The following is a 17,301-nucleotide window of genomic DNA, read 5'->3' as shown; positions in this document are numbered from 1 at the left end:
ATCCAGATTTTTCTATTGTTCATGGATTCTACTAGGGAACCCAGGGAGAAAGCTTGGAAGCCTTATCTGTATTGGCTTTACCTCTCCCTACTATATTTATTTTAAGTAGGGAGAAGTAGGGAAGGTAGGGATAAGAAACCCATTGAAAAGTTGGTCGAGCAAGACTCGATCTATGCCTTACGGAAAGTCAAAAGCGGTGTTTGGGAAAAATCCTCGCTCTTGCAGGAGCGAAAAAGGGCAGAGATAAGCAAAATAGTCAAGCATGCCTGACGGCACTGACTTCGTGAGAAGGGGGAAGATCTGGCTTATGGGGTTGCCCTGCGGCTAGCAGAAATCTCCCAATCGGGAGAGGTGTTGCCTTTGCTCGGGAAAGCTTGGCAGGATGAGTTAAACCCTCGGGGTAGAGGGTCAAATTTTGAAAGGCTTGTCCTTGCTGCCTGTCAGTCCACGAATCTTGGTCATGAAGTTTTGCCATGTCCAGAAGTAGATACTGCGCTTGGCAGGCTTCCACTCGTAACCATCCATGACTTCTTCGGCAATGTAGTAGTCACGCACGCTGTTGGTCTGCATGAAGCTGTTAAATTTTTGAAGCTTGTAGTCCGCTTCTTCCTGGAAATTATTGTTTTTCTTCATGATCAATCCTCCCTTATTTGTTGTTGTCGATCTCCTTGAAAATTGCAATTCATAGTTTGCATATACAACTTATAGGGCGCTCAATCGAGATTGTCAAGCGCCTACTATAAGAAACGCATTTTTGAAATCAGGAATGCTTGAGAATCTTCTTCTGCTCAGCGATTTCTTTTCTTCTCTCCAGTTCTGCAAGTGTCGTCATAACTTCGCGGTGAAGTTTTTCCTGAGCAGCGGTGCGAAGAGGTTCCTGATATCCCACATCGAGCTTGACCTTCTCACCATGCATGGCGACTTCAAGTTTCTGCTCAACCTCGTATTTTCGATCCTGTCGCACTTTGCGATAGATATCCAGTTCACGTGTGCCGTCGATAAGCTGGTAATCGTAGGTGCTCTTCTTCATGGCACTAGCTGACATGGCAGACATGAGACTAGAGAAATCGTCTGTTGGGTGCGGTGCAAATTCTCCACCATCAGCAATCTTGTAGTAGTGTTTGTCGAGGAAGGAACGAGTCTGAAGGAAGGAATCGAGCGTGCCGGGTTCCATGGCAACGTTCTCTTTTTTCGAAACCCACTCGGCTACCTTCAGCATTTGCGGTGTAGGTGGCTTATCTTCGAGATCCATTTTCGTTGCCAGCTTGTCCGCCATTTCTTTCGATAAGTGAATGGTTATGTTATTGCGGTGGCGAGAAGCTGCGACATAAGAGAGGTGCAAGCTATTGACCGTAGCACTAGGAGCCCAGTCAGAATCATTCCGGGTCTGACCTTGCGATTTGTGGACGGTTGAACAGTAGCCGTGGCGAATAGGCAAATCGTCATCTCGGGTGTTCTTCCAGACTGTGTTGCCGTTGTCCATTTTTAGCTGGATAGCGGAGACGCCTCCAGTGAGCTTGTTGGTGCGTAGGGAAATTATGGTCCCAATATCACTGTTCTTGAGCTTCTGGGTCTGCATGTCACTGCTCTTGTTGTTGCGAACGAAGATTGCCCGGTCTCCGACAGCGAAATTTCTCACGGTGCCGTCTTCACAAGTCACCTCGGCTTCCTTACCCTGCAACTTGCCCTGAGCCTTCAACTGGTCACGAACAGCATTGTTGATAGCCTCAACTTCGTCGTTGCTAGTTCCGATAATTATTTTCTTCTCGAAGGCCTCAGGATTTTTCAGATAGCTTTGGGCTACACCCTGCATGCGTTGCTCTTCAGTGTCATAGATAATCAACCGGCCTTCGTCATAGAGGGTTCTCAGGGCTTTATGCGCGTTACCGGCTGCAAAGTCCATGACCATGTCACGGTGAACAGAGGACTTCTGGCGATTGATTTCTGTGATTTCCTGAGCTACAAACTGCTCCGTCAGAACCCGGAATGTGGCTCCATGCTCTACGGCGTTTAGCTGCAAGAAGTCTCCGCATGCAACAATTTTTGCCCCTGCCTGGTTAGCGTGCTTAACGATCCGGTGCCATGAGTCGAGACCGACCATTGCCGCCTCATCGAGAATAACGATTGACTTTGAATCCCACTGAATTTTGCGCTCGTCCAGCATGAGCAGCATTTCACTGATATTGCCGCACTGTCCTTTTTTAATCTGGGCATCCTTCCCCAAACCTTCGGCCGCAGTTGAGGAGGGAGCCATACCCCAGACGTTGTAACCCTTGCCCTCGTAAGCTTCCTTCATGGCTCGCATGGCGAATGTCTTACCAGTGCCCGCCATTCCTTTTATGAGACTCATGGAGCCGGGTTGTGTCAGGGTCTCATGGAATGCTCCAAGCTGCCCTTTTGAAAATTGGACATTGGTTTTCAACTCCTCGCTCATTTTTTCTTCGAACTTCAGCCGCTCAAGAATGGCTTCCTGCTCGGTGAAGACAAACGCTGTTTCGTGGGAGCGTGCTCTCGACGTGTCAGTAATATAGTGCTCTTTCTCAACGACTCCCTTGGTTGTGAACACCATGTCACGGGCATAGCGAATCTGTTTCTGGCGGTAGTCAACAGGGTCTTCAATTTCGTCCAGAAGGAATTCCTTGTAGTAGGGAATCTGCTCCTTCTGAATCATAGCCAGACACTGGCTCTCGAAGATTCTGGCGGCTTCACGCTCAGCATGATCCTTGTCATGACTTTTCAGAAGCTGGATTGTGATATGGCTTTTGAACTGGTCCTCAGTGAAAACAAGTTCTTTTGTTTTCCTAAGAAATCCTCTCACAAGCTCATCGTCGTGGTCCTGCTGCTCTTTCTGTGTTCGAATGGTGCCAGTGATACGGTCAATGAAGTCCTCAGCGTCTGGGTCATAAGCGTCTGGCTTGGATTTTTTGGAGGAGCGGGCCATTTCCTGAGACTGAACCTTGCGTGAGAAATTGCTGGCAAGTGTCTCGTCAGTGATAGTGGTGTAGTTTGGCCGGCGTTGATTGAAGTCGAGGTGCTTCTCGATATCGGCCATGGTCCAGCCCAAATCGTCAAAGTCCTTCTTCCACATTGCCTTCATTTCGGACGGGGAGAGTTCAGCCTTGGAGTCACGGCTCTTGACCCGTGCAATTTCCTTGGCGATAGGACCACTCTTGCCGTCTGCCTTCATCTGCGCCTCGATCTCTTCTTCACGCTTATTGAAGAGCTTCCTGACGTTTTCAGGAACAGCGGAATCAGGCAAGTCGTAGCTTGTAATGTTGCGTTCTTCAGGCTTCAGGTATTTGTTCTGTGCGTCTTCCTTGAGCAAGACTTCTTCGAATACGAAGCCGAACTCCTTCTCCAGTTCTCCCTTCATAATACACATGTATTCAGCGGAAAACTTGGCTTTATTTTTGGCAATGTAGCCACTGAAGAGGGAGCCTAAGCTATCGTTTTCACCTCGGGCAACATTCATCAGGTCGAAGTGGACGTGAATGAACGGACATGAACTGCCTGACTCGGTGACACCTCGATTCTCAATGTGCATGAACGACACTGCCATGATTTCCTTGGCGTATTGAAGCTCAGTGCCGTCTTTTCCAAGGCGAATGTAGGCGTCTTCGAGCATGCCCTTCATGCAACGATCCAGCGCTTTATCGACAATAGCTTTGAATCGCTCTTCGGCGGTAGAATCTTCAACGAACATTTTGACCAGTGTCTTGCTCAGATTCCCGCCCGTGCTAAACATCATTTCTGTGCCAATGGTGTGTCCTTTGTCCGTGTCAGCAGGGGGAGCATAGGAGCCGTCTGCGTTAATCTTCAGGGCGTTCCTATTGAGTCGAACCATGAGGCCGCGTGGGGTTTCGATAGTGTGTTTGCGTAGTAGAGAATCCTTCTCAAGCCAGGTAGCAGGGCAATATCCCGCGCTCAAATCTCTCCACATGTCGAGTGACAGAACCTTGTCCTTGATACCCAAGCTTTCAGGTAGCTCACCGTGGAATTTCGGGGCATATACTGACTTATTGATTTCGGCCGCGTGAGCCTGCATGCCTTGCGGAGTAATGTCAGGGTATTGTTTTTTTAGCTCTGCCAAGGTCGCAGTCATGTTGTAGGCGATCTGCTGCTCGTGATAGTCGCCATTTTTCATGGTCATAAAGTCTTCAAGTTTCATAGTGCTGCCGTCCCGTGGGTTCTTTTAGTTTTGCTTATTTTCTCTTTGTTTGGCCTGCATCATGTGCAAGGTCCGGTTCTCTGCTCTGAGGGTTGTCACCTCTTCCTGGACTGCAAGCAGGATCTGCTTCAATAGGTCAAAATCTGCTGCTGTCCTTCTGGCGTGTTCGTCGTAGAACATGGCTTTAGCCAAAGCCTCATGGTAGAACTTCGAGCGCTTGGGCTCCTTGCGAGTCCTCTTTTGCTCTTCAGCAACTCGGCCGTCTAGGTATTCGACTTCAAGTGCGGTTTCTCGGTGGGTGTATCGCATTACTTCCCTCCTAGCCAGAGACCCAATGCAAATGCTCCGACACTGAAAACGCACCAGATGACGGTCCATGTCTGCTCGCTTCCGAGTGCGTAAAAGAAGTCGTGTGCTGCTGTTAACTGAACTGATTCCTCGGGGTAGGGCAGGCGAAAATGTTTGAGTTGGTGCCTGAAGTTCTGGACTACCTGGTCGCCTTCGAGAAGGGAGATTTTGATTGTCTTGTTGTTTTCATTCATGGCTGTCGTCCTCCATGAACTGCTTCACATACTCAGCACTGCCTTTTCTGTTTGCGAGCAAACGGTCGAGAAAGAGCCACGCTTTCAGGTAGTCTACTTCCTGCCTGAGCTTTTTGATTTCTCTTGAATTGAATAGATCTAGTGTGGTTGTGAAAATTACTGAAACTAGCAGTAAAAAGAAAAGTGCAATGATTGTCATGTGTCTCCTGTTATGTCGTTGTTACTCCTAATATAGTGTTTTTTAGTTGCTTGTCAAATGTCTGACATTACTTTCTGAAGTTTTGGGACTGTAAGCCTCATGGCTCTAAGGTTTTACGATAAAACTACATTTTAATGTAATGGGTGCTTGGAATTTTCAAAAGGCTGAAAGCTCGATCAACGTATGTTGAATGTTAGGGCAGGGCCCTAACCTATCTCTATCTCATCTATACAAAGTCTATACATTGTCTTTCGACTATCTCTATGCTGTCTTCAGGCTATCTATATAAAGTCGATACGTTGTCTGCTTGACATAGCGTTTTATTGCGCTAGGATTTTAGAGCTACTAACAGAAGGAGACAAATGACTAACATTCAGCGACTAACAGAAGACGCTATAGAGCAGGAAACGCAAACTTTGGCAAATAGTGTGTGCCTGCCATCATTGATTGAAGTGATAAGAGAGAACTACGATACTTGGCGCGAGAAGCTGTTTCCCGTCCTCAAATTGCGTGGTCTGGCTCGGTATCGTTACATTGCCGACCTACTCAAAAAAGCTGGTTACGGCAATGCAAGTGAAGAGCTTGTGAGGGGATACATGCACAAGGTCAAGGTTGAGCGAGCCAAAAAGAATATGAAGGGTGAGTGAATTTATGGACAAAAGACTTCATGAACTCACTGACCTGGCGATTGCGGAACTGGAGGATGAGGTTGGGGTGCAAAATCTTCGTATGGCTATTCGAGAGAATTTTGACGACTGGACGATGCGCCTCTTCCCTCTCCTTCAAGCTCGCAAGAAGGGGTGCTATCCGTATGTAGCGGATCTGCTCAAAAGAGCCGGGTATGAGAACGCAACCGAGAATCTGGTTCGAACATACTTCTGGCAGATACGTGAAGCTCGTAGGTCTGCGAAGGCTAATCAAACACCCTCCCTCCCTCCACAAACGGCGCCAGTGGCTTCGCCCGCACCAATGCCCTCCTCACCAATGCGGGAGGCTGAAAAGGTGTTTGTAGCTCCTCAGCCCGTCTCCTCATTTAAAAATGCTAGTAGCCCTGCGGTAGTGCCTCGGGTGCTATCGGGTGAGCCTATAGAGCCTGACTGGAATTGGCATGAGCAAAGCCAGCGACTTGAGCTTGAGGGAGAGGGTGACTACAAGGGGATAGGCTGGACTGAGCTTGACGAAAGAATGTATCGCTACTTCCTGCAACTGGCAGAAGACAATGGGATTCCTGACCTCTACAGTCATGTCCCTGCCATGAACAAGCAACTCCGCTCGGACGTGAGCCGCAGCACATTGAGAAATCTAAAAAACAAGAGGGCGGCTTTCTCCCTCCCCCGATAGCAAAACGCCCCTGAGTTTTTCAGGGGCCTTCTTATTGGACTACACACTATTAGAAGAGAATTTTTTTGGTCGCCTCTTTATATGTGTTCAGAATCTGCTCAAGCTTCTCCTGTTCAAAAAATGGAAGTCTTTGTGCCTCATCTCGTGTGTAGAAAAGGTCAAACAACTTGGCAGTCGGTAACCTGTTTTTTAGGATACTGCTAAAAGATGGCGCAATTGTAACCTCTGTCACCCTGTAACGGTCCTTAAGTTTCTTGACTGAGGCGTTTCTTTTGTATTCCTGTTGAACCCCGCTGATTTGGTTTTCAAGCATCAGTCCGTTCTTGAAAAGGAATGCAAACTCAATCACTGCGTCAGGGTGAACATCGCACAACATGTCTTGAAGTTTACCGATACCCTGCTTTACTGATTTGTCAGCGTCAAATACGGGGACAACAAAAATTAGCTTTGTGCGTGCATTAACAAAAGCATTAAGGAAAGAATACATATCCCCAAATACGTCATACAGTTCGTCCATGCTTGAAGCTGGCATGTCGTAGAACTTGAATTTGCTAGGAGACTGTAAAGTATTGACTAGCTCTTGCTTGGCTTTACGGATATTGAAGAATCCGCAACCGTAATTTTCAATCTTATCTATTCTACCGTTGCTGTCCCGTGTAAAGCGGAAAGTAGGATCTAGCTTGTCGTGGGCAACCAGTTCACCTGAGGCGTCGCGTAAGCCATAGGTCTCCAGGTTCTGCATGTGGTCACCATCTGCGACATAGGTGTCGTGGCTCACTCCAAGGCGCATGAGGACTTCTTTGAGTCCCTTGCAATCCATAGACTTGCCAGCTTGTCCGATATCCCCAATGTGAAAAACTGCTGAATAGATTGGGGGTTCAACCTTCCGCTCTTCGAAAATGTCATCAAAGTTTGGTGCAAGGTCATCGTTCTGTTCTTGTGTTACTTCTTCAGTTTTTTTGTTGTTGTTTGCCATTTCTTAGTCTCCTGTATTTTAAGTTATAGTGGCTATCTGTTGTTCCTAGTTTTTCTATTACTGCTTTAATCACAAATTCTTTGTCTGTGATGCCCAAGGTTCGCGCCTCATCAGTTATGTGCTGCTTAAGTGATTCCGGCATTCTCAGGCAAACGTTCTTTTGTATTTTTTGTTCATTCAAATCTACCTCCTTTTTTAAGTTTGCATATACCTTCTATAAGGGATGATAGATTTAAAGTCAATACTAAAAGGGAAGACACCCCAATTAATTAGAATGCCTTTATTGTATAAGGGCTTTGTTTTATTCTTCCGCCGCCTGTCCAAAGTGCTTCCTATACAGAGCAATGAAGTATTCTTTGATCAGAAGCCAGTTCTCGTAAATCTGAGTTTCGGTGAAAGGCACTGTATCTTTTACTTTTGTTACTTCCTTTATGTTGGCTTGGTAGAAAACATCAAATTTTGACCGCTTATGGTTAAGCTCGCATATCACGAGAAGGTGAATAGGTTCAAAGTCTTGCCTGTGGAGCACTTTATTGATACCGTTGCGGACCTCAATATCTACTTTCTTGTGTCCAGTTACATAGACAACATAGGCATATCTTCCACCTAGTTGTTTGACGATTCTGATTGTTCCGCCCTCGATACTTAATTTTGTTCTTTCTTGTTTTTCTTGTTCCATAATAAATCCTCGGTTGTGGTTGCTAGCTCCTTAGCTAAAAATTCGTTTCATACCATCTGCTGCCTTCTCTGCGCCTTCGATAACATAGCCGATAAGGTCAAGAATTGTGTTCCAGATACGTTCCCAGCTAATGAGAGTTCCAGCAATGTAGAATACGGCTGCTAATAATAAATACATTAAGAGTGCGCTAAAAAATTCCATGATAAATCTCCTTTTGTTGTTGTTAATCTAATCATAACCAGTAATTACGATTATTCAATACTTTAGGGTGCTTGTTCAGATAAGTGGTTTCTTTTACAGATAAACGGCAAGTGATTCGCTTTACCAGAATAGAAGAGATCTCCGTAAAAAAATGAGAGATAAACATAAGATCAGAGAGAAATAAAAGCTGTAGCCAATCTGCGTAGACAGTGGCTTTTGGGGCAGGGGTTCTCCCCCCTGCGGGTAGCAGGAGTCTTCCCAACGGGCGAAGGGCTTGGAGTGCGCTGATGAAATAAGCCCTCGTGAGAGGGCATGTGTTCAGTTTGTGGTGGGCTAACCCGTGCTTTGAATTTGCCTTATGCAATTTTCTTAATCAGTTGTTCAATAAAGAATCCGACGTACATAGCTCGTTTGTCATTGTCAAAAATTACGATTTCTTGTTTTTCAACGTGAAAGTAGATCTTCGCTTCTTGGATTTGCTTGACAGTTCGGCGTGCTGCATCAGAGTAATCAATATCATACTTATCAAGCAAGCGGTCAAGATGATTGATGTAGATTCTTGTGTCGTTTGCGAATTTTGGATTTTTCCATGTCTTTACGGTCTTATCATTTAGAAGGTCAGTGCTAAGTTTTTCTGCGATTTCGAGAGTAGTTTCAACTGTATATTTTCCCATTTTAATTCTCTTTATTTTTTGTTTTCATGTAAATATCATAACCGATTGTTAATTCTATTCAAGTCAATATAGGTATGCTTAAGATAGACGGTTGATATTGAAGATAAAAGGGAAGTCGATACTTCGATAGAAGAGGCTTGTCATCCATCTCTTCGCTGTTCCCCTCCGGGTAGGAGAGGCTTCCCATAGGGAAGGGTTTTGCCTGTCCAGTGGTGCTCTTCTACAAGAAAAAGAAGCCCTCACTGAGGAGGGCATGCTTCAGATCTTGTGCTTCTTAATAGTGGCCGGCTCTGGCTTTGTGGGAAGTTTTTGTTCAAGGTCACGAGTGCGTTTGTATGTCTCATATAACTTTTTGAAACCTGGTATGTCAATGGGTGTGTTCATGAATTTGTTTGCAACACTGGGATCTGCGCCATGGTCGAGGAGGAAAACAATTTTGTCCAAGTGCTCAGTTGAGTCAGGAAAAATGTTGAGATGAGCAGCGAGCACGAGAAGGATTGGTTCTTCGTTGTGTCCAAATCTGTGATTGATATCCATACCATGTTCACTTATCAGGTTTTCGAGATAGGCAAGTGGTTGGTACTGGATATTCTGAATGATGTCTTCGTCCGGAAGCCAATTATTGAGGGATGTCCTCTGAAATCTCCTCGTCATTGTTTGTCTCCTTGGCTGCGAGAAAAAAGATCAAGAAATCGCTCCTTGAAACTGGCATAGGAGAAGTTGTTATACGAGTCCCGGCAATCTTCAAAAAGCCTGATAACCGTTCCCATGTTCGCATGATAGAAACGGGTCACTTGCTCAAGGGAGTCCTCCTGCCACGCCTCCAGCGGGATAACGTGCAAGTCCTCATCGGGGTGTGCTTGCCGTGTAAATAGTGCGGTGCTCGACTCATAGGGTGATAGCCTTTGATGGAGGCAATCCCCGTTGAGTGCTGAAAACATGGTCAGGACATTGTTCACGCTTGCGTAGGGTCCCCATGAAGTCAAAAAGCGGCTCCCGAGCTTCTTATCGAGCCGTATGAGGTGACTCGCAAGGTTGGCAATGACATGGCTGCGATTCACACTAAAGCCGTCTGAGAGGTAGCTATCCAGCAATTGCTGACACTCGGTATCGAAAGCCTGTTTGTAGTGCTGGAGCCTCTTCGCAACTGTGCTGGATAGGGTCTGGCAATAGATAGTGTTGCCGTTCGTGAAAAGCTCCTGTGACTCATTGGTGTGGTGGACAAGCAAGGTCAGAGCGGTGTTGCCGTATGTCGGCTGGTCGCTCTCAATGAGGCTCACACTCAAAGACTTGCCTGTCGCCATATAGACGTGACTAAAGCAGAAGTCGGGGGATAGGTTCGAATCGAACTCCAAGCTAAGGGCTTCGTTGTTCTGGCCGTGCCGAGGGAAGTTTTTAAACCGGCTCACGATTGCATAAACAGCGGCGAGCTTTTTGTCCTGCATGAACTCGCGGCCAAGGTGCGTGTGCAGGCGGGTTGCCCGGCGAGGCATGAGCAAAAGGATAGGTTGCTGGTAGCCGTAGCTCGCGAGGTCATTGTTCATATTTTTTTATTGTTTAAATTTTTCTTGGTCTCTCCTCACTCGGCAGATTCTGTGAGCTTACTCAGTGGGTCGAACTCTCCAGCTAGAAATTTCTTGGCTTCCCTTTTTGTTAGCTCTATTTCTCTTCCCGTTATGATGACAAAGATAGTGACAAAATACTTGCTGTAGTTGTGAGTATCGCCTTTGCAGTAAAGAACATTTTCCTCAAGGTCCCACTCATAACTATTTCGTGTGCCGGAAATATATGTGACTTCGTCTGGCTTCTGGAAAGTGTAGAAAAGATCTTTTGAGTCTTTTGGATCAACAAATAGTTTGGCGAGCCAGGGTTTTTTATTCAGTTTATTGTTGCAGCTTTCTAGTGTTAGTGTTTTCATGGTTTTTCCTTGTTGTTGTAAATATAATATAACAAGAAAAAATATTTATTCAATAGTAAGTATGGATACTTCCGAAAAACGGTTATATTTTGGGATAAATGGTTTTGAGATATCAATAAAAAATCCCTCGCAAGGGAGGGCAAGATAACCTGAGATCTGGTTGTGTGGTTTCTTTAGTGGCTTCATGTCTGACCCTCCAATTTATCGTATCTTCTCATTAAGATTTTTTTGCGTTCTTCGAATTGTTCCTTGGACAGTCCACTTTGCCCGTACGACCAAACCAGCTTGTGGCTGTCTTCTATCAACTGGTCACGCTGGCAAAAGTAGTCACAAGCCGAAGCCGTTGGTAACGAGTCCATGTGTATCAGTTCCGCTGCCAGAGTGGACGGGTGAGTGAGGTCGTATGCAACGCCTCGGGCTGATACGACAGAGCGGCTGTATGGCTCAACTGTGCGGGTGGAATTGAAGAGGATCAGGGCTCCAGCAATCATGGTTATTGCTACTGCAAAGGGAAGGGTGCGGTTCGGCTTCCTTTTTGGCTGTTGCTTGAAGAATTCGACGGCGTCGATTTCAGGTCTCAGGTTCTTTTCTAGCTTCATATGGTTCTCCATGTAATTAGTATCGCCCGTCCCGGTGGGCTATTCCGTTCTTGCAGCTTATTTCTTTCGAACTTCCCACTCCTTGAACGCCGCAATATACTGCTCAAGCGATGGGGTTCTTATAGATTCTGACTTTCAGGTTTTCCACAATGGCCGGGTTATATTGTTGAGTTGCCAGTTTCTCTTCTTCTTTAAGCTGTAGCCGATACATTTTGCTATTAACGCTCAAGTCCTTTTCTCTTTCGCTAACTTCTGCGCGAAGTAGCTTGATGTCGAGTTTGTTTCCCGCTTCCTCTGCTTTCCAAAGTCTTTCTAGGGACTCTTGAAATAAATTATAGAGTGCAGCTTGCTCTTTCCTAATCTCTGGATTGCAGGAAAACACCAGTGCTGTTTGTCCGTCCCTGATTTCAAGGTTGGTAAATAAGATAACTTTCATATTTTGTCCTTGTTTTTGTTGTCATATATAAACTATAACTGATAGATCTTTTTATTCAATAGTATGTGGCGATACTTCAGATAGACGGTTAAATCTGAAGATAAACGGTTTGCCCCACGAATCTCGCAGGACAACAGTTAAGCTTAGATTCGTTGACACATATTCGAATGTGTACGCTATTGTTTAATCTCACTAACAACGAAAGAGATTGAACATGATTGAAGCTCTGAAGAAGTTCGCAGGTGGTTTCCGTATCGTTCAAATCAGGAAGACTGAGGGCATGGAAGGCTCGGGCTGGATTGGCCTTGTTGTGCTGAACGGTCGGGTGCTTGGGGAAGCTGCGGACTATGGCAACGGTGGACCCTGCCATATCAAGTTCATGAGGAAAGAGGACAACGAAGCTCTGGCGGCTCATGCAAAAACGGTCATTAAGGATTTCGAGTTTGAGACCGATGGCATGTTTTTGGAGTTTCTGGCGAACTATGAGCTTGCTGTCAAACGCCTGAAGACTACGGCTAAAAAGAAGCTCATGCAGTCTGACGAAACGAAGCTTGATAGCAACGGTGTCGCTGAAGCGTATAGCTCATGGAGCCTGCTGGACACTCCTGAGAATCGGGCAAAGATTCTGGCTCGTTATCCCGATACCAAGTTCCTGAACGACGAACTGGTGACATGGGAAGATCTGAAGGTCGGCAAGAAGCGGTAAGAGAAACTATAAACTACAGAGAAAACAACATGATTAAGACAGTGGATAACTTCAGAGTCGAGATTGAGAGTGCAGTGGAAGAAGCGAAAGAGGCATTCTGGGCAGTGATTGCGAGCAAGTTTCCTGAGGTTAAGTCTGGAGACTTCCCGCCTGATGCGGCTCACCAGTTCGACCATCATTGTGAGCTTGCGGTGTTAATTTGGCTCAGACTCAATCACCCCGAAATCGTATAAGAACTTGCTTCCTAAAGACGGATAAGCCCTCCAAGTGAGGGCTTTTTTTGGCCTTCTCCTTGCAAAACTTTTGTCTCGGGGATTCACCTTGATTCATGTTCGGATACTTCTTCGGGTGTCTTATACTTGTCTACAAAATACATTGATGGAGGAAGCTGGGCAAGGTATAGAAGACAACAGAAATTTTGCATATTCTTTGGGAGAAAAGAAAACATGCTGATCATAAATTCTCCTAGATTCTTCATCTGTTGAATCAAATTTGAATAGGAATAATCAACGGCAAAAACGTAATTATTTAAAGAAGCCTTATCAATGGCAGCGTGAAAATCTATAAATGCGTGATATTCTATTAAAAAGACTCCAATCGCTAACCGGAGCATGAAAGCCATATTGAAGAGTATCCATATCTTTAATCCAATGTTCGCAATGGGGCCGCGTTTATTTTTTGTCGCGTTTTCTTGAGGAGCAACGGCTGGCTCTTGGCGTTTTGTTGAATTCCATAAGTCAAAGTTTTCGTCAGAGTCGATTATTTTGGGAGTTTTAAAAAACTGTATATCGAGTTCTTGTCTGTCGTTCATAGATTCTCCAGGATTGTTTCGAAATTCATGAATTTCTCCTTTTTATTGTTGTCATGTAAATATCATACTTGATAACTATTTTTATTCAAGTCGATAGGGGTGTGCTTAAGATAGGCGGTCGGTTAAAGCGATAAATGGCGAGGAAGTAGTTTGATACTTCGCTAGAAGAGGCTTATGATTGAGTTATCTGGTTTCCCCCTCCGGGAAGGAGAACTTCCCAACGGGAAAGGTTTTGCTTGTCTTTCCGTATACATTAGATTGGTTGATATGAAATAGCTGCTTTTGACAATTGTTATCTTCCTGTTATAAGAGGTAATAAAAACAGGAAGATAAAATGGATAACAATAATAATGAAATAACCTTCTTACATGTTCCCTTTGCGGAAAAAGACAATGCAAAATCTCTAGGGGCGAAGTGGAGTGCGACAGACAAGAAATGGTTTGTTCCCGCCGGCATTGCCCTCAAACCTTTCTCCCAATGGCTCAAGGTTCCTGCAACGATAGAGAAGAAAACACTGGATACTTCCCGGTGGGTCAAGGTGCCGGAACATAGCCCCAAGCTCTATGTCGACCTCGTCCCGAAAACGGGCTGGTATTCGAATCTTCGAAGCGAGCTTGCTGCGCATGAATGGGATCTGATTCGACACACTGCTTACAAGCAGGCTGGCAACAAATGCGAAATATGCGGGGAATCGGGGTTTGCTCAGGGAAAGAGTCACGCCGTGGAATGTCATGAGAGATGGACATATGACAATGCAACCCTGACTCAAACACTCGCGGGTGTTCAGGCTCTCTGTCCGAACTGCCATACGGCAACACACATGGGGCTTGCCAATATTCGCGGTCAGTCTCAGGAAGCAACGGCTCACTTAGCGACAGTCAACGGGTGGTCTGCGCATGAGACTAATGAACATGTTCAAAATGCCTTTGCTGACTGGATTGAGAGAAGCGAGAAGGAGTGGCGGCTCGATATGTCCTGGCTCCTTGCCTATGAAAATGAACTATCCCCTGCGACAGTGGCAAAGGTTCGTCAAGCCATGGCAAGCGACGGGTCCGATAGAAAAATGGCGAATGCCAGAATCGAGGAGCGGTGGGAAGGTCAGTCTGAAGAGGACATGACGGGTGCGGAAATCATGGCAGGTATCATGAGCCAGGCTGGAATCATTTAATCGGCGCCTCTGACTTGCTGCCGTGGTGACACTAAGGCTTCATGGTCTAGAATCGCCAGCAAACGAATTCTGACAAGGCAGGCATGCAATGACATGGGGAAGCTTCGTATCGTCGCTCATAGTGGCTGTGGTCGTTGCGTGGCTCACTCACTATCTGATATTGAACAGGGAAGCGAAGAAGGAAACTCGGGACCTGAACTATCTGGCTTTGAGGCTCGCGTTCGTGCTGGAAAAATTCGCGGTGGATTGTGCAGGAATGATTTCAGATGCCGTTCTGCATGACGATAGCAGGGGGTCGGCCGGCAAGGTTCATGTGCGCTTGCCTGAGTTGGGTGAGTATCCAGTGGAAGCGGACTATGCAATGCTCGATCAGAACCTTCTTGCCCAAGCATTGGCATTCAGGCTGGAAATCGACACGGGCAACAATGGAGTGTCATTTCTTGGCGAGGTCGCACATGATGACGATCAGGACGGTGAGTGTAGAAATCAGTGCGCTCGCCTCGGGCTGAAGGCTCTCAACTTGTCGCAGGCTTTCACTGAGAGATACGAGCTTGCCCCGTTCAACCTGAATGTAAATCTATGGGACTTCAAGCGAGTGCTCAATGACCAGTTTGAACGGTATAGAAAGTCTCAGTTGCCGTCGAGCAATGACACTCTATAAAAATGAAAAAGCCCCTGAGTTAAGGGCTCTTGTCGTGCTTAGGGTCTGGTAAGTTTTTTTGTCAGTAGCTCAGTGAAATCTTGCACCTGACCGCAAATAACATGAATGTAAATTATGTCTGGGGTGACTCTGTAGATTATCCGCTGTTGGTTCGTAAGTATCTGTCTGTAGCCGTCTGGGTATTCTTGAAGCTCGGGCGGGATAGAGCCTGAATCGGGGAAGGTGGTTAGGTAGTCTATCTTCTCGTGAATCTGCTTCTTGACTAGCTCCCATGTGCCCTTGGGCTTGTATCGCAGTAGGTAAGCTCGCAGGTCCTTCAAGTCGGCTTTGGCTGAGTCCGTGAACTCTACCCTCATACACCTTCCTCCCTGTCCAGTCGGTCAAGCTCGGCAAACACGTCCTCGGCCGGCGTCGTCCTGCCTTGTGCAATTTCCTTCTGTCCGAGAGCCAGAATTTTCAGAAGGGCTACGGTCTGCTGCTGTGCCTCATAGGTGGCGATGTCCTGCACAACCAGCTTGGCTTCCCCGTTTTGAGTAATAACCAGCGGCTCATGAGACTCGGTCAGTTCCGACACAATCTTGGCCGCGTCGCTCTTGAGGTAGCTGATCGGCTTAATGTTGGCTAACTTCATGGTGGCTCCGTGGGTGTTCTACAAGACTAAATATAGACCGAATTTGGTCCGGCGTCCAGGCGAAAAGCGTAACAGTCAGAGTAGCAGGAAGGGAAGACTGGCAACCGTCTGCCTGCAAAACCTGCTTTAGATTTTGGTCTTTTTGGCTTTCTTATCTGTGGGCTTCGATGGTAGCTCTCTTTGCAAGCGGCGCTCGCTATCAATCTGATTCTTTACCTGCATGACTTCATCAGTCATCGTGAAAGTGTAGCCCTCTCTGGCTCCTTCCTCTGCAAGTTTAACGGCAAGCTCTCCGTTGAAATAATCAGCAAAGTACTGGTAAAGAAAGGCAAACGTCTCGGGATTGGATCTTTGTGCCAATGAAGAGAAACGCCATGAGCAAGTATCTATATCTCTAGGTGCTTGAGAGCAGTTTATAAGAAGTGAATCAAAGTGATGAAAAGACTGTGGGTCAGGGTATCTATCGATGCATTTTTGCAAAACTTCGTTGATTTCATGCTGTGTCAATCCGGGAAACTCGTTATAACTAATGATGCAGTTCATCATGCTCATAAATTGAGCGCCTGACATAAATGGATAGCTAATTGAATCTCTGCTGTCGATTTGTTTATTTTAATAGATTGGTATTGACTTAAAGCCATATTATTCTCCTTGTTGTTGTTCTTATCGTTTTTTGTATGTTGGCAATGGAACGAATTGCTGTGTGCATGCGCTCTCCAGAACCAGACCCCGCACAAATGAACCCAAAACGGATTCAGGTCCGCAGAGAAAGCACGACATGACGTAGAGCGATGCTGCCTCCGCTTGCTTGTTCGCGGCTTGCCCATGTGTAGCTGGTGTCTTGCTGGCATTCCTGAAGGTCGCCGCTAACAGGGGGAGTGCCATTCCTGGGTCACGAGCTTTCTCGGTCCTTTGGGCTTCTTCCTCATACTCCTGATCTGCCAATCGCTGTGCGGCACAAATCAATTGTGTGCGGGTGTATTTCTGACGAAGCTCCTTGAGAATTTTTTTGCGAGCCTCGGGAGTGTCTTTCTCCGGTTTGGGCTTGTCAGGTAAGTGGGACGTATCGAAGTTAAACATTCGACACCTCAAATTCCTGCGAACGGTTCTCCTTCAGCCACTTGCGAGCGTGAGCCAGTGCCTGGTCAAGGTTGCTGCCGGTCTTAGCGATTCGAGCATTCTCTAGAAGCTGTGTGCTGGTCAGCCCACTACGTTTGAAGGTCTTGGTGGTAACGGTCAAGCCGTCCTCGTCCATGACGAAGAGGGTGCAATTGTCCCGATCTGCCATGTAGCTGCGAGCTTCAAAATGCAGGTTGTAGCCCTTCTCGTAAATATCAATGAAGTGCCGATTGGTGGGCTTCAGTGTGGTGACTGCCTGTCCCTTGCCCGAGAGCTTCAGGTAGTTAAAACAGGTGGTCTGTGCTACCCCGCTGCGTTTCGATACGGCCTGAAAAGTGACCTTCTTTCCCTCGTCGGTCAGATGCTTGATTGCCTTCTGAATTGCAATCTCGCGCTTACGCTTGGGTGATTTCTTTGTGAAGTCTAGTGTTGCCATTTTATGTGTGTCTCCTTATTGTTATGGTTAATTGTC

At 46.3% G+C, this 17,301-nt stretch carries 26 protein-coding genes; 6 read left to right on the top strand and 20 right to left on the bottom strand.

Annotated features, from left to right (window positions below):
- Window positions 1-408: 408 nt before the first annotated feature.
- From LFL96_RS26020 to LFL96_RS26000, 5 genes are all read right to left on the bottom strand, one after another.
- Window positions 409-633: a hypothetical protein gene (locus tag LFL96_RS26020; protein ID WP_281003571.1), complete on the bottom strand. Its 225-nt coding sequence runs from the start codon at window positions 631-633 to the stop codon at window positions 409-411.
- Between the two features lie 127 nt (window positions 634-760).
- Window positions 761-4,168: an AAA family ATPase gene (locus LFL96_RS26015; protein ID WP_281003570.1), complete on the bottom strand. Its 3,408-nt coding sequence runs from the start codon at window positions 4,166-4,168 to the stop codon at window positions 761-763.
- Between the two features lie 24 nt (window positions 4,169-4,192).
- Window positions 4,193-4,477: a hypothetical protein gene (locus tag LFL96_RS26010; protein WP_281003569.1), complete on the bottom strand. Its 285-nt coding sequence runs from the start codon at window positions 4,475-4,477 to the stop codon at window positions 4,193-4,195.
- The gene (locus LFL96_RS26005) at window positions 4,477-4,710 is read right to left on the bottom strand and encodes a hypothetical protein (protein ID WP_281003568.1); all 234 of its coding nucleotides are present in this window, start codon (window positions 4,708-4,710) and stop codon (window positions 4,477-4,479) included. Before LFL96_RS26005 ends, LFL96_RS26010 begins: the two co-directional genes overlap by 1 nt.
- Window positions 4,703-4,909: a hypothetical protein gene (locus LFL96_RS26000; RefSeq protein WP_281003567.1), complete on the bottom strand. Its 207-nt coding sequence runs from the start codon at window positions 4,907-4,909 to the stop codon at window positions 4,703-4,705. Before LFL96_RS26000 ends, LFL96_RS26005 begins: the two co-directional genes overlap by 8 nt.
- A gap of 362 nt (window positions 4,910-5,271) precedes the next feature.
- Here LFL96_RS26000 and LFL96_RS25995 point away from each other — a divergent pair, with 362 nt between their 5' ends.
- Window positions 5,272-5,556 carry a hypothetical protein gene (locus LFL96_RS25995; protein WP_281003566.1) on the top strand — a complete coding sequence of 95 codons (285 nt, stop codon included), beginning with the start codon at window positions 5,272-5,274 and terminating at the stop codon, window positions 5,554-5,556.
- Window positions 5,557-5,560: 4 nt separating this feature from the next.
- Window positions 5,561-6,250, top strand: a complete 690-nt coding sequence (locus LFL96_RS25990) for a hypothetical protein (RefSeq protein ID WP_281003565.1) — start codon at window positions 5,561-5,563, stop codon at window positions 6,248-6,250.
- 49 nt (window positions 6,251-6,299) lie between these two features.
- On the opposite strand, the gene LFL96_RS25985 is transcribed toward LFL96_RS25990, so the two are convergent.
- From LFL96_RS25985 to LFL96_RS25940, 10 genes are all read right to left on the bottom strand, one after another.
- The gene (locus tag LFL96_RS25985) at window positions 6,300-7,226 is read right to left on the bottom strand and encodes a hypothetical protein (RefSeq protein ID WP_281003564.1); all 927 of its coding nucleotides are present in this window, start codon (window positions 7,224-7,226) and stop codon (window positions 6,300-6,302) included.
- On the bottom strand, window positions 7,201-7,407 hold the full coding sequence (locus LFL96_RS25980) for a hypothetical protein (RefSeq protein WP_281003563.1): 207 nt from the start codon (window positions 7,405-7,407) through the stop codon (window positions 7,201-7,203). The genes LFL96_RS25985 and LFL96_RS25980 overlap by 26 nt, the downstream gene beginning before the upstream one ends.
- Window positions 7,408-7,527: 120 nt before the next feature.
- The gene (locus LFL96_RS25975; protein ID WP_281003562.1) at window positions 7,528-7,905 is read right to left on the bottom strand and encodes a hypothetical protein; all 378 of its coding nucleotides are present in this window, start codon (window positions 7,903-7,905) and stop codon (window positions 7,528-7,530) included.
- Between the two features lie 30 nt (window positions 7,906-7,935).
- On the bottom strand, window positions 7,936-8,106 hold the full coding sequence (locus LFL96_RS25970) for a hypothetical protein (RefSeq protein ID WP_281003561.1): 171 nt from the start codon (window positions 8,104-8,106) through the stop codon (window positions 7,936-7,938).
- Between the two features lie 356 nt (window positions 8,107-8,462).
- Complete coding sequence (locus tag LFL96_RS25965; RefSeq protein ID WP_281003560.1) at window positions 8,463-8,780, bottom strand: hypothetical protein; 318 nt, start codon at window positions 8,778-8,780, stop codon at window positions 8,463-8,465.
- A 258-nt stretch (window positions 8,781-9,038) separates the two neighbouring features.
- Window positions 9,039-9,434 (bottom strand): hypothetical protein, encoded by a 396-nt coding sequence (locus tag LFL96_RS25960; protein ID WP_281003559.1) that lies wholly within the window; start codon window positions 9,432-9,434, stop codon window positions 9,039-9,041.
- On the bottom strand, window positions 9,431-10,324 hold the full coding sequence (locus tag LFL96_RS25955; RefSeq protein WP_281003558.1) for a hypothetical protein: 894 nt from the start codon (window positions 10,322-10,324) through the stop codon (window positions 9,431-9,433). Before LFL96_RS25955 ends, LFL96_RS25960 begins: the two co-directional genes overlap by 4 nt.
- A gap of 35 nt (window positions 10,325-10,359) precedes the next feature.
- Window positions 10,360-10,698, bottom strand: coding sequence for a hypothetical protein (locus LFL96_RS25950; protein ID WP_281003557.1), 339 nt, complete (start codon window positions 10,696-10,698; stop codon window positions 10,360-10,362).
- Window positions 10,699-10,880: 182 nt separating this feature from the next.
- Window positions 10,881-11,297: a hypothetical protein gene (locus LFL96_RS25945; RefSeq protein WP_281003556.1), complete on the bottom strand. Its 417-nt coding sequence runs from the start codon at window positions 11,295-11,297 to the stop codon at window positions 10,881-10,883.
- Window positions 11,298-11,400: 103 nt separating this feature from the next.
- A complete protein-coding gene (locus LFL96_RS25940) occupies window positions 11,401-11,733 on the bottom strand; it encodes a hypothetical protein (protein WP_281003555.1) in 333 nt (110 codons plus the stop codon).
- 214 nt (window positions 11,734-11,947) lie between these two features.
- Between LFL96_RS25940 and LFL96_RS25935 the strand changes: the two genes are divergently transcribed.
- Together LFL96_RS25935 and LFL96_RS25930 are read left to right on the top strand one after the other, a co-directional pair.
- Window positions 11,948-12,439 carry a hypothetical protein gene (locus LFL96_RS25935; protein ID WP_281003554.1) on the top strand — a complete coding sequence of 164 codons (492 nt, stop codon included), beginning with the start codon at window positions 11,948-11,950 and terminating at the stop codon, window positions 12,437-12,439.
- Window positions 12,440-12,468: 29 nt separating this feature from the next.
- On the top strand, window positions 12,469-12,672 hold the full coding sequence (locus tag LFL96_RS25930) for a hypothetical protein (protein ID WP_281003553.1): 204 nt from the start codon (window positions 12,469-12,471) through the stop codon (window positions 12,670-12,672).
- 83 nt (window positions 12,673-12,755) lie between these two features.
- Here LFL96_RS25930 and LFL96_RS25925 read toward each other — a convergent pair whose 3' ends face one another.
- On the bottom strand, window positions 12,756-13,250 hold the full coding sequence (locus LFL96_RS25925; RefSeq protein ID WP_281003552.1) for a hypothetical protein: 495 nt from the start codon (window positions 13,248-13,250) through the stop codon (window positions 12,756-12,758).
- A gap of 334 nt (window positions 13,251-13,584) precedes the next feature.
- Here LFL96_RS25925 and LFL96_RS25920 point away from each other — a divergent pair, with 334 nt between their 5' ends.
- Entirely contained in the window at window positions 13,585-14,418 is an 834-nt protein-coding gene (locus LFL96_RS25920; RefSeq protein WP_281003551.1) for a DUF5710 domain-containing protein, read from the top strand.
- A gap of 88 nt (window positions 14,419-14,506) precedes the next feature.
- The gene (locus LFL96_RS25915; protein WP_281003550.1) at window positions 14,507-15,079 is read left to right on the top strand and encodes a hypothetical protein; all 573 of its coding nucleotides are present in this window, start codon (window positions 14,507-14,509) and stop codon (window positions 15,077-15,079) included.
- 352 nt (window positions 15,080-15,431) lie between these two features.
- Here LFL96_RS25915 and LFL96_RS25910 read toward each other — a convergent pair whose 3' ends face one another.
- The 4 genes from LFL96_RS25910 to LFL96_RS25895 all read right to left on the bottom strand — a co-directional run bounded on the left by LFL96_RS25910 (window position 15,432) and on the right by LFL96_RS25895 (window position 17,265).
- The gene (locus tag LFL96_RS25910) at window positions 15,432-15,710 is read right to left on the bottom strand and encodes a type II toxin-antitoxin system Phd/YefM family antitoxin (protein ID WP_281003549.1); all 279 of its coding nucleotides are present in this window, start codon (window positions 15,708-15,710) and stop codon (window positions 15,432-15,434) included.
- Between the two features lie 126 nt (window positions 15,711-15,836).
- On the bottom strand, window positions 15,837-16,262 hold the full coding sequence (locus LFL96_RS25905; protein ID WP_281003548.1) for a hypothetical protein: 426 nt from the start codon (window positions 16,260-16,262) through the stop codon (window positions 15,837-15,839).
- Window positions 16,263-16,373: 111 nt separating this feature from the next.
- Window positions 16,374-16,790 carry a hypothetical protein gene (locus LFL96_RS25900; RefSeq protein WP_281003547.1) on the bottom strand — a complete coding sequence of 139 codons (417 nt, stop codon included), beginning with the start codon at window positions 16,788-16,790 and terminating at the stop codon, window positions 16,374-16,376.
- A complete protein-coding gene (locus LFL96_RS25895; RefSeq protein WP_281003546.1) occupies window positions 16,783-17,265 on the bottom strand; it encodes a hypothetical protein in 483 nt (160 codons plus the stop codon). Before LFL96_RS25895 ends, LFL96_RS25900 begins: the two co-directional genes overlap by 8 nt.
- Window positions 17,266-17,301: the final 36 nt, after the last annotated feature.

The organism is Paraburkholderia sp. D15 (assembly GCF_029910215.1).
Taxonomy (GTDB): Bacteria; Pseudomonadota; Gammaproteobacteria; order Burkholderiales; family Burkholderiaceae; genus Paraburkholderia.
Note: the sequence above shows the minus strand (reverse complement) of the source record. Positions and strands in the feature narration are given on the sequence as shown.

Coding starts and splice junctions, on each gene's coding strand:
- LFL96_RS25945 (WP_281003556.1), bottom strand. CDS start 11,297: ATGAAGCTAGAAAAGAACCTGAGACCTGAAATCGACGCCGTCGAATTC.
- LFL96_RS25910 (WP_281003549.1), bottom strand. CDS start 15,710: ATGAAGTTAGCCAACATTAAGCCGATCAGCTACCTCAAGAGCGACGCG.
- LFL96_RS25970 (WP_281003561.1), bottom strand. CDS start 8,106: ATGGAATTTTTTAGCGCACTCTTAATGTATTTATTATTAGCAGCCGTA.
- LFL96_RS26020 (WP_281003571.1), bottom strand. CDS start 633: ATGAAGAAAAACAATAATTTCCAGGAAGAAGCGGACTACAAGCTTCAA.
- LFL96_RS26010 (WP_281003569.1), bottom strand. CDS start 4,477: ATGCGATACACCCACCGAGAAACCGCACTTGAAGTCGAATACCTAGAC.
- LFL96_RS25995 (WP_281003566.1), top strand. CDS start 5,272: ATGACTAACATTCAGCGACTAACAGAAGACGCTATAGAGCAGGAAACG.
- LFL96_RS25965 (WP_281003560.1), bottom strand. CDS start 8,780: ATGGGAAAATATACAGTTGAAACTACTCTCGAAATCGCAGAAAAACTT.
- LFL96_RS25955 (WP_281003558.1), bottom strand. CDS start 10,324: ATGAACAATGACCTCGCGAGCTACGGCTACCAGCAACCTATCCTTTTG.
- LFL96_RS25950 (WP_281003557.1), bottom strand. CDS start 10,698: ATGAAAACACTAACACTAGAAAGCTGCAACAATAAACTGAATAAAAAA.
- LFL96_RS25960 (WP_281003559.1), bottom strand. CDS start 9,434: ATGACGAGGAGATTTCAGAGGACATCCCTCAATAATTGGCTTCCGGAC.
- LFL96_RS25905 (WP_281003548.1), bottom strand. CDS start 16,262: ATGAGCATGATGAACTGCATCATTAGTTATAACGAGTTTCCCGGATTG.
- LFL96_RS25900 (WP_281003547.1), bottom strand. CDS start 16,790: ATGTTTAACTTCGATACGTCCCACTTACCTGACAAGCCCAAACCGGAG.
- LFL96_RS25940 (WP_281003555.1), bottom strand. CDS start 11,733: ATGAAAGTTATCTTATTTACCAACCTTGAAATCAGGGACGGACAAACA.
- LFL96_RS26015 (WP_281003570.1), bottom strand. CDS start 4,168: ATGAAACTTGAAGACTTTATGACCATGAAAAATGGCGACTATCACGAG.
- LFL96_RS25895 (WP_281003546.1), bottom strand. CDS start 17,265: ATGGCAACACTAGACTTCACAAAGAAATCACCCAAGCGTAAGCGCGAG.
- LFL96_RS25935 (WP_281003554.1), top strand. CDS start 11,948: ATGATTGAAGCTCTGAAGAAGTTCGCAGGTGGTTTCCGTATCGTTCAA.
- LFL96_RS25985 (WP_281003564.1), bottom strand. CDS start 7,226: ATGGCAAACAACAACAAAAAAACTGAAGAAGTAACACAAGAACAGAAC.
- LFL96_RS25915 (WP_281003550.1), top strand. CDS start 14,507: ATGACATGGGGAAGCTTCGTATCGTCGCTCATAGTGGCTGTGGTCGTT.
- LFL96_RS25975 (WP_281003562.1), bottom strand. CDS start 7,905: ATGGAACAAGAAAAACAAGAAAGAACAAAATTAAGTATCGAGGGCGGA.
- LFL96_RS25925 (WP_281003552.1), bottom strand. CDS start 13,250: ATGAACGACAGACAAGAACTCGATATACAGTTTTTTAAAACTCCCAAA.
- LFL96_RS26005 (WP_281003568.1), bottom strand. CDS start 4,710: ATGAATGAAAACAACAAGACAATCAAAATCTCCCTTCTCGAAGGCGAC.
- LFL96_RS25920 (WP_281003551.1), top strand. CDS start 13,585: ATGGATAACAATAATAATGAAATAACCTTCTTACATGTTCCCTTTGCG.
- LFL96_RS25930 (WP_281003553.1), top strand. CDS start 12,469: ATGATTAAGACAGTGGATAACTTCAGAGTCGAGATTGAGAGTGCAGTG.
- LFL96_RS25990 (WP_281003565.1), top strand. CDS start 5,561: ATGGACAAAAGACTTCATGAACTCACTGACCTGGCGATTGCGGAACTG.
- LFL96_RS26000 (WP_281003567.1), bottom strand. CDS start 4,909: ATGACAATCATTGCACTTTTCTTTTTACTGCTAGTTTCAGTAATTTTC.